General features: G+C 72.0%; 9 protein-coding genes. 3 read left to right on the forward strand and 6 right to left on the reverse strand.

Translation table 11 applies throughout. The annotated features are described in order from the left end of the window. Nucleotides 1-31: 31 nt before the first annotated feature. From IE239_RS21830 to IE239_RS21845, 4 genes are all read right to left on the reverse strand, one after another. A complete protein-coding gene (locus IE239_RS21830) occupies nt 32-3,874 on the reverse strand; it encodes a multifunctional oxoglutarate decarboxylase/oxoglutarate dehydrogenase thiamine pyrophosphate-binding subunit/dihydrolipoyllysine-residue succinyltransferase subunit (protein ID WP_190151048.1) in 3,843 nt (1,280 codons plus the stop codon). 302 nt (nt 3,875-4,176) lie between these two features. Next, nucleotides 4,177-5,292: a HAMP domain-containing sensor histidine kinase gene (locus IE239_RS21835; protein ID WP_190151049.1), complete on the reverse strand. Its 1,116-nt coding sequence runs from the start codon at nt 5,290-5,292 to the stop codon at nt 4,177-4,179. Further along, nucleotides 5,289-6,029, reverse strand: a complete 741-nt coding sequence (locus tag IE239_RS21840; protein WP_109002674.1) for a response regulator transcription factor — start codon at nt 6,027-6,029, stop codon at nt 5,289-5,291. Before IE239_RS21840 ends, IE239_RS21835 begins: the two co-directional genes overlap by 4 nt. Before the next feature lie 122 nt (nt 6,030-6,151). Then, nucleotides 6,152-6,838 carry a spermidine synthase family protein gene (locus IE239_RS21845; RefSeq protein ID WP_190151050.1) on the reverse strand — a complete coding sequence of 229 codons (687 nt, stop codon included), beginning with the start codon at nt 6,836-6,838 and terminating at the stop codon, nt 6,152-6,154. Between the two features lie 217 nt (nt 6,839-7,055). On the opposite strand from IE239_RS21845, the gene IE239_RS21850 reads away from it, so the two are divergent. Then, nucleotides 7,056-7,892 carry a rhomboid-like protein gene (locus tag IE239_RS21850; RefSeq protein WP_229878232.1) on the forward strand — a complete coding sequence of 279 codons (837 nt, stop codon included), beginning with the start codon at nt 7,056-7,058 and terminating at the stop codon, nt 7,890-7,892. 89 nt (nt 7,893-7,981) lie between these two features. On the opposite strand, the gene IE239_RS21855 is transcribed toward IE239_RS21850, so the two are convergent. Next, nucleotides 7,982-9,001 carry a DUF5954 family protein gene (locus tag IE239_RS21855; RefSeq protein WP_190151051.1) on the reverse strand — a complete coding sequence of 340 codons (1,020 nt, stop codon included), beginning with the start codon at nt 8,999-9,001 and terminating at the stop codon, nt 7,982-7,984. Between the two features lie 329 nt (nt 9,002-9,330). Here IE239_RS21855 and lon point away from each other — a divergent pair, with 329 nt between their 5' ends. Beyond that, a complete protein-coding gene (lon, locus tag IE239_RS21860) occupies nt 9,331-11,760 on the forward strand; it encodes an endopeptidase La (RefSeq protein ID WP_190151052.1) in 2,430 nt (809 codons plus the stop codon). Between the two features lie 164 nt (nt 11,761-11,924). After that, a complete protein-coding gene (locus tag IE239_RS21865) occupies nt 11,925-12,407 on the forward strand; it encodes a MarR family winged helix-turn-helix transcriptional regulator (RefSeq protein ID WP_190151053.1) in 483 nt (160 codons plus the stop codon). Nucleotides 12,408-12,459: 52 nt separating this feature from the next. On the opposite strand, the gene IE239_RS21870 is transcribed toward IE239_RS21865, so the two are convergent. Continuing rightward, nucleotides 12,460-13,251 carry a hypothetical protein gene (locus tag IE239_RS21870; protein ID WP_190151054.1) on the reverse strand — a complete coding sequence of 264 codons (792 nt, stop codon included), beginning with the start codon at nt 13,249-13,251 and terminating at the stop codon, nt 12,460-12,462. Nucleotides 13,252-13,448: the final 197 nt, after the last annotated feature.

Below are 13,448 nucleotides of genomic sequence, written 5' to 3' on the forward strand. Positions count from 1 at the left end.
GGGCCGGGCCCTGCGCGCGACGGCCCGAGGACTACGCCTCGAACACCTCACGCACCAGCTGCTCCTGCTCCGCCTGGTGACGCTTGGCGGAACCGACCGCCGGGGACGAGCCGTGCGGGCGCGAGATACGGCGCAGGCGCTCGCCGTGCGGCACCTCCGCGCCGACCGCGAGGTCCAGGTGGTCGATCAGGTTCAGGGCGATGAACGGCCAGGCGCCCTGGTTGGCCGGCTCCTCCTGGGCCCACAGGTACTTCTCGGCGCCCGGGTACTTGTTGACCTCCGCCTGGACCTCGGCGCCCGGCAGCGGGTACAGCCGCTCCAGCCGGATGATCGCCGTGTCCGTGGCCCCGCGCTTCTGACGCTCGGCGTCCAGGTCGTAGTAGACCTTGCCGGTGCAGAAGACGACCTTCTTCACCGCGTTCGGGTCGACCGACGCGTCGCCGATGACCGGGCGGAACTGGCCCGTGGTGAACTCCTCCGCCTTCGACGCGGCGGCCTTCAGACGCAGCATCGACTTCGGGGTGAAGACGACCAGCGGCTTGTGGTGCGGGTTGTGCACCTGCCACCGCAGGAGGTGGAAGTAGTTCGACGGCGACGTGGGCATCGCGACCGTCATGTTGTTCTGGGCGCAGAGCTGCAGGAACCGCTCGACACGGGCCGAGGAGTGGTCCGGGCCCTGGCCCTCGTAGCCGTGCGGCAGGAGCAGGGTGACGCCGGACGTCTGGCCCCACTTCTGCTCGGCGGCCGAGATGTACTCGTCGACGACCGTCTGCGCGCCGTTGACGAAGTCGCCGAACTGCGCCTCCCACATCACCAGCGCGTCCGGGCGGGCCAGCGAGTAGCCGTACTCGAAGCCCATGACCGCGTACTCGGACAGAAGCGAGTTGTAGACGTTGTAGCGCGCCTGCTCGTCGGCGAGGTACTGGAGCGGGGTGTGCTCCTCGCCCGTCTCGCGGTCGATGAGGACCGCGTGACGCTGGCCGAAGGTGCCGCGCTGCGAGTCCTGGCCGGACAGCCGGACCGGGGTGCCCTCGAGGAGGAGGGAGCCCACGGCCAGCGTCTCGCCCATGCCCCAGTCGATCGTCCCGTCCTCGACCATCGTGGCCCGGCGCTGCAGCTGGGGCAGCAGACGCGGGTGCACGTGGAAGGAGTCGGGGATGTTGACCTGGGACTCGGCGATGCGCTTGACGACCTCGGTGGAGATCGCGGTGTTCACGGCGACCGGGAACTCCGCCCGCGGGTCCGACACCGGGCCCGCGCTCGGCTGGGCCGTGACGGCCTCGCGGACCTCCGTGAAGACCTTCTCCAGCTGGCCCTGGTAGTCCTGCAGCGCCTGCTCGGCCTCTTCCAGGGTGATGTCGCCGCGACCGATGAGGGACTCGGTGTACAGCTTGCGCACCGAGCGCTTCTTGTCGATCAGGTCGTACATCAGCGGCTGGGTGAAGGCCGGGTTGTCCGACTCGTTGTGACCGCGGCGGCGGTAGCAGATGAGGTCGATCACCACGTCCTTGTTGAACGCCTGGCGGAACTCGAAGGCGAGGCGCGCGACGCGCACCACGGCCTCCGGGTCGTCGCCGTTCACGTGGAAGATCGGGGCCTCGATCATGCGCGCCACGTCCGTGGCGTACATCGACGAGCGCGAGGACTCCGGGGCGGCAGTGAAGCCGACCTGGTTGTTGATGACGATGTGGACCGTGCCGCCGGTGCGGTAGCCGCGCAGCTGCGACATGTTCAGGGTCTCGGCCACCACGCCCTGGCCCGCGAAGGCCGCGTCGCCGTGCAGGGCGACCGGCAGGACCGTGAAGTCCGAGCCGCCCTTGTTGATGATGTCCTGCTTGGCGCGGGCGATGCCCTCGATGACCGGGTCGACCGTCTCCAGGTGGGAGGGGTTCGCGGCCAGCGAGACCTTGATCTGCTCGCCGTCCAGGCCCGTGAAGGTGCCCTCGGCGCCCAGGTGGTACTTCACGTCGCCGGAGCCGTGCATCGACTTCGGGTCGAGGTTGCCCTCGAACTCGCGGAAGATCTGCGCGTACGACTTGCCCACGATGTTCGCGAGGACGTTCAGCCGGCCGCGGTGGGCCATGCCGATGACGACCTCGTCCAGGCGGGACTCGGCGGCCGAGTCCAGCACCGCGTCGAGCAGCGGGATGACGGACTCGCCGCCCTCCAGCGAGAAGCGCTTCTGGCCGACGTACTTCGTCTGCAGGAAGGTCTCGAAGGCCTCCGCCGCGTTCAGCCGGCGCAGGATGCGCAGCTGCTCCTCGCGCTCCGGCTTGGTGTGCGGGCGCTCGATGCGGTCCTGGATCCAGCGGCGCTGCTTGGGGTCCTGGATGTGCATGAACTCGACGCCGGTGGTGCGGCAGTACGAGTCGCGCAGCACGCCGAGGATGTCGCGCAGCTTCATCAGGGACTTGCCGGAGAAGCCGCCGACCGCGAACTCGCGCTCCAGGTCCCACAGGGTGAGGCCGTGCTCGGTGATGTCGAGGTCGGGGTGCTTGCGCTGGCGGTACTCCAGCGGGTCGGTGTCGGCCATGACGTGGCCGCGGACCCGGTAGGAGTGGATCAGCTCGAAGACGCGGGCGGCCTTGGTGACGTCGTCGTCGTGGCTGGCGTCGATGTCCTTGAGCCAGCGGACCGGCTCGTAGGGGATGCGCAGCGCCTCGAAGATCTCGTCGAAGAAGCCGTTCTCGCCGAGCAGGAGGTTCGCGACGATCCGCAGGAACTCACCCGAGGCGGCGCCCTGGATGACCCGGTGGTCGTAGGTCGACGTGAGCGTCATGACCTTCGAGATGCCGAGCTTGTTCAGGGTGTCCTGGCTGGTGCCCTGGAACTCCGCCGGGTAGTCCATGGAGCCGACGCCCATGATGACCGACTGGCCGGGCATCAGACGCGGCACCGAGTGGACGGTGCCGAGACCGCCGGGGTTGGTCAGGGAGACCGTGACGCCGGTGAAGTCGTCCATCGTCAGCTTGCCGTCGCGGGCGCGGCGGACGATGTCCTCGTAGGCCTGCCAGAACTCGAAGAAGTTCAGCGTCTCGGCCTTCTTGATGCCGGCGACGACGAGCTGGCGGTCGCCGTTGGGCTTCACCAGGTCGATGGCCAGGCCGAAGTTGACGTGCGGCGGCTTGACGAGGGTGGGCTTCCCGTCCTTCTCCGCGTAGTGCCAGTTCATCGACGGCATGGCCTTGATGGCCTGCACCATCGCGAAGCCGATCAGGTGCGTGAAGGAGATCTTCCCGCCCCGGGCGCGCTTGAGGTGGTTGTTGATGACGATGCGGTTGTCGAACAGCAGCTTCACCGGGACCGCGCGCACGGACGTGGCCGTGGGCAGCTCCAGCGAGGCGTTCATGTTCTTGGCGACCGCGGCGGACGGGCCGCGCAGCGTCACGAACTCGGGGCCCCCGGGGGAGGCGGGCGCCGCGGCGGCGGGCGCGGGCTTCGCGGCGGCGGCCGGCGATGGGGGTCCCCCCGCGCGAGTGGATCCGAGCGTGGGGGAGGCGGGGGCCGCCTTCGCCGGAGCCGGGGCGGCGGCCGCGGGCTTCGCAGGGGCGGCCGGGGCGGGAGCCGCGGCGGCGGGAGCCGGAGCAGCGGGCGCCGCCTGGGCCGGGGCGGCGGCGGGCGCCGTGGGCGTGGTGGTGGTCGCTGCGGCCCCCGCGGCCGCAGTACCCGCCGGAGCCGAGGGAGCGGCCGCTCCTGGCTTGTAGTCGGCGAAGAAGTCCCACCAGGCGCGGTCTACCGAATTCGGGTCCTGGAGGTACTGCTGATAGATCTCGTCGACGAGCCACTCGTTCGGCCCGAACGCGGCAGCGGGGTTCTTGCCCGCTTGGTCTGCGTCGGTCGAGATGCTGGAGTTACTGGGGGACTGTGGCGACACGGCGGCAACCGCCCTCTTCCGCTTCACAAGGTGATGGACAGCGGGAATAAAGGCTACGCCCCCTGGAGGGGGAAGGTCAGGCCGGACCAGTCCATCGTCGTGTAAGTCACATCGGAAAGTGTGTTTCGGGGGTGAAAATGGCGGGAAACAAGCGCGGTTGTGCGTCGCCAGGGATGCAGGGGAGCGGATGACGCGCGCCGGGCGCGTACACCTGTGCCGACCTGGGTCGGTGCGCCACCCGACGACACGCGTCCGGCCGCGCGGGCACACGCGGATGGTGTGGCTTCTCGAGAAACTTTACGTCAACTTGGAACGGATGACTCTCCCGGAAGAGTGATAAGAATCCGGCATCCCCGCTCGGATTCGGCCACGCCGATCCGGCCTCCGTGAAGATCGACCGCCCAGCGGGCGATCGCCAGTCCCAGCCCCGTGCCGCCGTCGCTGCCCGGCCCGTGCGGCCGGCGGACCGTCCCCCGGTTGAACCGCTCGAACACGCGGTGCCACTCCGAGCGCGGAATGCCGGGCCCTTCGTCCAGCACCTCCAGCTCCAGCGAGTCCGGCAGCGCCCCGCGCCGCGCCTTCACCGTCACCCGCCCGTGCGGCGGGCTGTGCTTGACCGCGTTGTCGATCAGGTTCGCGACGACCTGGTGGATGCGCTCCGGGTCCGCGTGCGCGGTCAGCTCCGGGGGAGTGACGTCCAGGTGCAGATGGACGTCCGTACGGGTGTGGCTGCCGCCCGAACCCATGGTGGCGCGGGCCGAGGCGACCATGTTGGCCTCCTTCAGCACACCCGACAGATACGGCCACACCTCGAAGCGCCGCCTGCGCAGCGGGACGACGCCGTTGTCGAGGCGGGACAGGTCGAGGAGCGTCTCCACGAGCCGTCCGAGCCGCTCCGTCTGCTTCAGGGCGGTGCGCATCGTCTCGGTGTCCGCCTCGGCTATGCCGTCGACGACGTTCTCCAGGACGGCGCGCAGCCCCGCGATGGGCGTGCGCAGCTCGTGCGAGACGTTGGCCACCAGCTCCTTGCGGTGCCGGTCCTGCGCCTCCAGCTCGTCCGCCATGACGTTGATCGTCTGGCCGAGGTCGCCCAGCTCGTCACGGCGCTTCTCGCTCACCCGGCGGGTGTAGTCGCCGTGCGAGATGGACCGGGCCACCGTGTTCATCTCGCCCAGCGGCGCGGTGAGCGAGTGCGCCACGAACTGCGTGATGAGCAGCGTGGCGATCATCGAGAAGACCGTGATGAAGCGCAGCTCCGTCTTGGTGTGCACCGCGATCATCGACAGGCCGGTGGTGATCAGCACCGAGATGACGACCAGCGCGCCCAGCTTGGTCTTGATCGAGAACGGCCGCATCCCGCCCCAGGGCTCCCCGGGGCCGGGAGCGGGGCTTCTCGGTCCGTCCTGCCCACGGCTCATGGCGTCGGGGTCTCCAGCGCGTAGCCGACGCCGTGCACCGTGCGGATCCGCTCGGCGCCGATCTTCCGCCGCAGCGCCTTGATGTGGCTGTCGACCGTGCGGGTGCCGGAGGCGTCCGCCCAGTCCCACACCTCGGCCAGCAGCTGCTCACGGGAGAGCACCGCGCGCGGGGTGTTCGCCAGGCAGACCAGCAGGTCGAACTCGGTGGGCGTGAGGTGCACGTCCTCCGAGCGCACCCGCACCCGGCGCTGCGCGTGGTCGATCTCCAGCTCGCCGAGCCGCAGGATCCCGCTGCGCGGGGTCGTCGCCGCGATGGCGGCCCGCTCCACCCGGCGCAGCAGCACGTGCACGCGTGCCGCCAGCTCCCGCATCGAGAAGGGCTTGGTCATGTAGTCGTCGGCGCCCACGCCGAGGCCGACCAGCATGTCGGTCTCGTCGTCGCGCGCGGTGAGCATCATGACCGGCACCGGACGGGCGGCCTGCACGCGGCGGCAGACCTCCAGGCCGTCGAAGCCGGGCAGCATGATGTCGAGGATCAGCAGGTCGGGCTGCCAGGCCTCTGCCGTGTCGACGGCCGCCGGACCGTCGCCCGCCGTTTGCACGAGGAATCCCTCGGCGCGCAGGCGGGCGGCGATGGCGTCGACGATCGTCGGGTCGTCCTCGACGACCAGGACGCGCCGCTGCGCGCCCGGAGTCGCCGTTGCCGCGGTGTTGTGTGCGGTGTGTGTCTGCTCCATCGCCCGCCCCTGAGTGTGCTTTCCGGAACCAGTGGGGTGGCTCCTTGATTGCGCATGACTGCGGTTGACGCGTAAATGATCGGCGTCAGGGATGCAGCGTACGGGGAGTCACCACGGCTTTGCTATCCAGGTCGGACGGCGAGATGCACCACGTCCGGCACGCCTCGGGCAACCGGGATCTCTTCGGTACGCACCCGCTGGAACCCGGCATTCCCCAAGGTTCCCTCGAATTCCGGAGAGGGCCGGGCCGACCACACCGCCAAGGCTCCGCCCGGTCTCAACACCCGCGCGCAGCCCGAGAGTCCGGACACCGAGTACAGGCTGTCATTGCCCTCGGTGACCGTCCAGTCCGGCCCGTTGTCGATGTCCAGGCACACCGCGTCGAAAGTGGCACATGTCTCATTGACGAAGTCCAGAAGATCCGCTTCGACGATCTTCGTGCGGGGATCGGCCAGGGCCGGGCCGGACACGGCGGCCAGCGGGCCGTTCAGGTGCCAGTCGATGACGGCGCGCTCGCGCTCCACGACCGTGACGGCGCCCCAGCGGGGATCGGCGGCGGCGTGCGCGAGGGAGAAGCCGACGCCCAGTCCTCCGATCAACAGGGCGGGAGCGGGACGGTCGTCCAGCGCGTCCCGTGCCGCGTCGACCAGCAGCCGCTCCGAGCGGCCGTCCGAAGTGTCCATCAGGAAGCAGCCGTTGGCGATGATCTGGAGCAACTCCCCGTGCCGGCGCAGCACGACCTCGCCGTAAGGGCCCTCGCGGCGGTCCAGGACCTCTGGCGCGTCGGGGATGTCGTACGGGATGGCCATTGCTCCATCCTGGCAGTTCCGTGACCGTTCGTTGAGGGAATTTCCCCGGAGGGCGGACGAGGTTGACGCACGTGCGTTCGGGAACGGTTCGAGGCGGGTGAGAAGAGGCGGGGGGAACTCTCAGAGGTTCCTGAGAATCGGCCCGCACGTGGCGTCGGTCACAGACAGCGGGCGGCCGGGCCCCGAAGGGTGGGGGAAACGGAAGGAGCGCCTCTCAGTGGAACGCACGGCCTCCCCCACGAGCCTGCCCCCGCCCGACGCCCGCGCGCTGCCCGACGACCGAGAGTCGCCCGACGACCGAGAGCTGCTCGGCGCCCGCGGGCTGCCCGACGTCTCCGGGCTCCTGGACGGCATCCCCGGGCAGCGCACCCCGTCGGCCGTCCGGCCGTCTGCCGGGGCGGGCCTCCGCCCTCCGCGCCGGATCCGGGTCCCGGTTCCGTTCACGCTCGGCTACGCGGCCGTCCTCGCCGTCACCTCGTATCTCGCGGAACACCTCGACCCCGCTCTCGTGTACACCCTGCTCCAGGGCTCCAGCACCGACGTGGCGCATCTCGTGCAGGCGCCGGCGTCCGTGCTGGCGGCCAGCGCGCTGTGGGTGGCGGGCGGCTTCGCCTCGCCCTTCACCCTCGGCTTCCTGGTCGTCCTCGCGGCGCTGGAACGGCGCGTCGGCGGCGCCCGCACGGCCGTCGTCTTCCTGCTCGGACATGTCCTGGCCACCCTCGCGACCGAGGTCCCGGTCGGACTCGCCGTCCTGGCGGGGCGGCTGCCCGACAGCTCGCTGCACCGCCTCGACTACGGCATCAGCTTCGGCGTCGCCGCATGCGTGGGCGCGCTCGCGGGACTGCTGCGGCCGTGGCTGCGCTGGCCCCTGCTGGCCGGCTTCGGGGCCATGCTGCTGCAGGACCTGCTCGCCTACACCGACCCCATGACCGACTGGGGGCACCTCATCGCGCTGGCGACCGGCGTCGCCGCCTGGCCCTGGGCGCGCCGCTGGGCCCGCGATCCGGGCCGGCGGCCCGTCTGGGGCAGGGACGACAGCGGTGGCGCAGCGTAACCCGGCGTAGTGGGCCGCGGGCAGGGTCCGCTCGACCGGCGCGTCCGTCCGGGGCCAGAACCTCGGGCGAGGTCCGGGGGCGGTGGCGGTCAGTCGTCGAACTGGACGGTGCCGTTCTCGTGCAGCGTCGGGTGGAGCTTCATGGGGCCGTACTCGTCGACGTCCGACGGCCGCGGCGGTTCCGGGCCGTCCGGGCCCAGGCGGACCATCCGCTCGACCCGGCAGATCCGGAACAGCCGGCCCTCCACGCTCGCCTCGTCGGCCCGGCCGGCGCTGCGGAACGTCTCCGCGGCCCGCGCGTACACGGCCTTCTTGCGCTCGTCGAAGCGGTACAGCATGGCCCACACGCGGGCCATCCCCTCGTACAGCGAGCGGCGTGCCTCGTGCGGGGTGGCCGTCAGGGAGCCGCACGCGGTCCAGCCCGACTCGTCGCGCTCGGCCACCGAGAAGCCGACCGGCAGCCTGACCACGTCCGGGTGCGTCCGGGCCGCCCGCGCGGAGTCCGCGCGCACGTCGGCGGGGAAGCGGGCACCCGTGTACGTGAAGTCGCGCAGCCCCAGGCGCAGGGCGCCCGCCATCGGCCCCTCGTCCCGGTCGGGATCGAGGACGAAGTCCACGTCCGGGGACGGCACGGCGCACGGTTCCTCCCACGACGGGTCGAGGACCTCCGGGTCGGTGGGCCGGGGCGGCTCCGGACCGTCGTCACCCGTGCGGGCGAACTCGTCGCCGCGCACCACGCGGTAGCGCACCCCCAGCGCCTCCACCTCGTCGGCCGGGGCCCGCTCCAGCACGGCGACGGCCGCCAGCAGGCCGCGCCGGGTCGCCGGATCGCCCGTGCCGTCCTTCGCCTGGAACCACAGGTGCGAGTTGAGCCCGTCCCGGGCCTGCTGCGGCATGTTGTCCACCACCGGCTTCAGCAGCCGCCAGCACGGCTCCGCGGTCGCCGGGTCCAGTCTGGCGACGCCGAAGACGGGCCCGCGCAGCGCGATGTGCGGATAGCGCCGGGAAGCCTCGACCGCGTCCGCCTCCGTCACCCAGGCGACGGGGTCGTCCCGGCGGACCAGCTCCGCGTGCAGGGCGTCCAGACGTCGCTTCCAGTCATCGGTCATACGCGCATTGTGGTCGGGCCGCGGGGCGGGTTCGGGGCGAATGCCGGAAGTGGGCGGGGTGCAGGCAGGGGGCGCGGGGGGCGTGCCCCGTCGTGCGGCGCCGAGGGGTGCGCCCCCACGGTCGCCGGACGTCACCCGTGTGCGTCCCCCGTGAACGCCGCGCCGCCCGCCGCCGCTCGGCGCGCCCCGTCGGCGCGCCCGCAGAACGACTCCCGCGGCGCGCACCCGACTCTGATCGCCCACAGCGAACGGGCGGGAGTGCGGGGAACATTCGCAGGCTCACGTGCATTGAGTCGGCATAGCTCAACTTGACTGCCGAAGGGGAGATCATGGCTTCGACGTCCGCACCGCTCACCTTGCCCGTATTGCCTCTCGATGACGAGGTCGTGCTCCCCGGCATGGTGGTTCCGCTGGACCTCAACGACACCGACGTACGCGCCGCGGTGGAGGCCGCGCAGGCCGCCGCCCGTTCGGAACCGGGCAAGCCGCGCGTCCTGCTGGTGCCGCGCGTCGACGGCACGTACGCGAGCACGGGTGTGCTCGGCACCGTCGAGCAGGTCGGCCGGCTGGCCGACGGCGACCCGGGCGCGCTCATCCGCGGCCGCGGCCGTGTGAAGATCGGCGCCGGCACCACCGGCCCCGGCGCCGCGCTGTGGGTGGAGGGCGTCACGGTCGACCAGAGCGTCCCCGAGCCGCTGCCCGGCCATGTCGCCGAACTCGTCAAGGAGTACAAGGCGCTCGCGACCGCCTGGCTCCGCAAGCGCGGCGCCTGGCAGATCGTCGACCGCGTCCAGGCCATCGACGACGTCTCCGCGCTCGCCGACAACTCCGGCTACTCGCCGTTCCTGACCACCGAACAGAAGGTGGAGCTCCTGGAGACCGCCGACCCGGTGGCCCGCCTGAAGCTCGCCGCCCAGCACCTGCGCGACCACCTCGCCGAGCAGGACGTCGCCGAGACCATCGCCAAGGACGTCCAGGAAGGCGTCGACAGGCAGCAGCGCGAGTTCCTGCTGCGCCGTCAGCTCGAAGCCGTCCGCAAGGAACTGCGCGACCTCAACGGCGACGGCAAGGACGCGGCCGAGGAGTCCGACGACTACCGTGCCCGCGTCGAGGCCGCCGACCTGCCCGAGAAGGTCCGCGAGGCCGCCCTCAAGGAGGTCGACAAGCTGGAGCGCTCCAGCGACCAGTCGCCCGAGGGCTCCTGGATCCGCACCTGGCTGGACACCGTCCTCGAACTGCCGTGGAACGAACGCACCGACGACAGCACGGCCGCGCACGACATCCAGGGCGCCCGGGCCGTCCTCGACGCCGAGCACGCGGGCCTGGAGGACGTGAAGGAGCGCATCACCGAGTACCTGGCCGTGCGCAAGCGCCGCAGCGCCCGCGGCCTCGGAGTCGTCGGCGGCCGGCGCGGCGGCGCGGTGCTGGCCCTCGTCGGGCCGCCCGGCGTCGGCAAGACCTCGCTCGGCGAGTCCGTCGCCCACGCGATGGGCCGCAGGTTCGTCCGCGTCGCCCTCGGCGGCGTCCGCGACGAGGCCGAGATCCGCGGCCACCGCCGTACCTACGTCGGCGCGCTGCCCGGCCGGATCGTGCGGGCGATCAAGGAGGCCGGGTCGATGAACCCGGTGGTCCTGCTCGACGAGATCGACAAGGTGGGCTCCGACTTCCGGGGCGACCCGGCGGCGGCCCTCCTCGAAGTGCTCGACCCGGCGCAGAACCACACCTTCCGCGACCACTACCTGGAGGTCGAGCTCGACCTGTCGGACGTGGTCTTCCTCGCCACCGCCAACGTGCTCGAAGCCATCCCCGAGGCCCTGCTCGACCGCATGGAACTCGTCCGCCTCGACGGCTACACCGAGGACGAGAAGGTCGTCATCGCCCGCGACCACCTGCTCCCGCGCCAGCTGGAGCGGGCGGGCCTGGACACCGACGAGGTCGTCCTCGAGGAGAGCGCGCTGCGCAAGCTCGCCGGCGAGTACACCCGCGAGGCCGGCGTGCGCACCCTGGAGCGTTCCCTCGCCCGGCTGCTGCGCAAGGTCGCGGCCCAGCACGAGCTGGGGGAGCGGGAGCTGCCCTTCACCGTCCGGGACGAGGACCTGCGCGCCCTGATCGGCCGGCCGCACCACGTGCCCGAGTCCGCCCAGGACCCGGCCGAGCGCCGGACCGCCGTCCCCGGGGTCGCCACCGGCCTCGCGGTCACCGGGGCCGGCGGTGACGTCCTCTTCGTCGAGGCGTCGCTGGCCGACCCGGAGACGGGCGCGGCGGGCCTGACGCTGACCGGTCAGCTCGGCGACGTGATGAAGGAGTCGGCGCAGATCGCGCTCAGCTTCCTGCGCAGCCACGGCGCCGAACTGGAACTGCCGGTGGGCGACCTCAAGGACCGGGGCGTGCACATCCACTTCCCGGCGGGCGCGGTCCCCAAGGACGGCCCGAGCGCCGGCGTCACCATGACGACGGCCCTCGCGTCCCTGCTGTCCGGGCGGCTCGTCCGCACGGACGTGGCGATGACCGGCGAGGTCTCCCTGACCGGCCGGGTGCTGCCCATCGGCGGCGTGAAGCAGAAGCTGCTCGCCGCGCACCGGGCCGGCGTCACCACCGTGATCATCCCCAAGCGCAACGAGCCCGACCTGGACGACGTCCCCGCGGAGGTGCTGGACAAGCTCGACGTCCACGCCGTCACCGACGTCCGCCAGGTGCTGGAACTGGCGCTCGCGCCCGCCGTGAACGGCGCGGCGTCGGAGGTTCCCGTGGCGGCGTGACGGACGCCGCGGGACGGCGCGGCCCGGGTCCCGTGAGGGAGGCCCGGGTCTTCGCCGTGCCCGCAGTGCCCGGCACACGGCCCTGAGACGGGCCGCCGGCCTGCGCCTGGGGAATACTTGAGCGCTGCGCGACCGCGGCGACCGGTGAGATCAGGGGTGCTGACGTGCACGAGGACACGAACGACGACAGACGGTCGTCGCGTGGTGTGGAGCAGGGCGACCGGGAGTTCCTCTCCCTGGAGAGGGAGCTCACGGTGCTGCTGCGCCGTGCCCGCGCCAACCAGGGCGAGATGGCCCGCGAGGTCCATCCGGACCTGGAGTCCGCCGCCTACGGGCTTCTCGTCCGGCTGGAGGAGTGCGGCCGCCAGCGTGCCACGGAGCTCGCCGCCTACATCGGCGTCGGCAAGGCCACCATGTCCCGTCAGCTGCGGGCCCTGGAACAGCTCGGCCTCGTCGCCCGCGCACCGGACCCGGCGGACGGCCGCGCCTGGCTGGTCGACCTCACGGAGGAGGGCCGCAGCCGGGTGGGCCGGGTCCGCGAGGCCCGCCGCGAGCGGTACGTCAGCCACTTCTCCCACTGGGACCGCACCGAGGTCGCGGAGCTGGCCCGTCTGCTGCAGCAGCTGAACCGCGGCATGGAGAAGTAACCCCGTCCGGCCCCGTCACGGCCACGGCCGCCCGCCGGGCCGCGGCCGGGTTTCACAGGTCCGCGTAGACCACCGTCGCGTCGTCGTGTGTCTTCGCCCGGGTCAGGCGGGCGCGGCCGGTCGCGTCGTCCGCCCGTTCCAGTCGCCGGACCCGCTCCACCAGGGAACGGGCCCCCTCCTGGCGGACCAGGGCGAACAGGTCGGTCCAGTCGCCCTGGTGGAACAGCTCCGTCCAGCGGGCGGCCCCGTCCGACAGGGCGGCCAGCGTGGCGACCTCGGGGCGTGGCACGGCGCCCGTCACCGCGCGGGCGGCCACCGAGGGGTCGGCCGCGGCCGTGAAGAACCCGCCCTCCTTGTTGCGCAGAGTGCCGTCCACGACGTCGGCGCTGCGCAGCAGGGCGCGGGGCAGCCCGGCGAGCCGGTCGTCGCGCACGGGTGCGACCCTGCCGTCCGGCGACGCCAGCAGCAGCGTCGCGTCGCACAGGACCAGGTACTCGACGCTCTCCGGCGACCACCGCGCGAGGACCACCGTGGCCTGCGGTGTGCGCGGGTGAGAAAGGTCACAGGTTTCCGCGTGGGCCTCGGCGGTACGCGCGATGGCGAGGGCGAGCGCCTCGGCCAGCGGAACATCCGGGAGGGAAACGGTCAGTTCGGTCAGGGCGCCGCCCAGCCGTGCCGTGAACCAGGGGACCGAATGCCGGCAGCCCGCGCCGTCCCGCGGCGGGGTCACGCCGTCCAGCAGGACGAGCGAACCGCCCTGCCCGGAGGCGGGAAGCCCGATGCTCGCGAAGTCCTCGTTGGGGCGGGCCGGATCGCCGCCGTCCGACACAAGTTCCGTGCGCATCCGGCCAGTCTGCACGACGCCTCCACAGTCTTCGCAAAGACTGCCATCGCGTCCCGAACGGGCGCGCCGCCGCAGGTCAGACGCCTGTTTTGGGCGGGAATGAAGCACTCCGGGAAGACGTGTCGGCGAATACTGCCAAAGCCCGCCGCCCACGTCCAACCGGCCTGTCGGTCAGGACCGCCGCACACGCCAGGGGA

Origin of the sequence: Streptomyces humidus (genome assembly GCF_014649655.1) — a bacterium.
Classification (GTDB): domain Bacteria; phylum Actinomycetota; class Actinomycetes; order Streptomycetales; family Streptomycetaceae; genus Streptomyces; species Streptomyces humidus.

Bases quoted from the DNA above. Each gene is read 5' to 3' on its own strand.
- IE239_RS21835 (WP_190151049.1), bottom strand. From the start codon at position 5,292: ATGAGCCGTGGGCAGGACGGACCGAGAAGCCCCGCTCCCGGCCCCGGG.
- IE239_RS21840 (WP_109002674.1), bottom strand. From the start codon at position 6,029: ATGGAGCAGACACACACCGCACACAACACCGCGGCAACGGCGACTCCG.
- IE239_RS21845 (WP_190151050.1), bottom strand. From the start codon at position 6,838: ATGGCCATCCCGTACGACATCCCCGACGCGCCAGAGGTCCTGGACCGC.
- IE239_RS21855 (WP_190151051.1), bottom strand. From the start codon at position 9,001: ATGACCGATGACTGGAAGCGACGTCTGGACGCCCTGCACGCGGAGCTG.
- lon (WP_190151052.1), top strand. From the start codon at position 9,331: ATGGCTTCGACGTCCGCACCGCTCACCTTGCCCGTATTGCCTCTCGAT.
- IE239_RS21870 (WP_190151054.1), bottom strand. From the start codon at position 13,251: ATGCGCACGGAACTTGTGTCGGACGGCGGCGATCCGGCCCGCCCCAAC.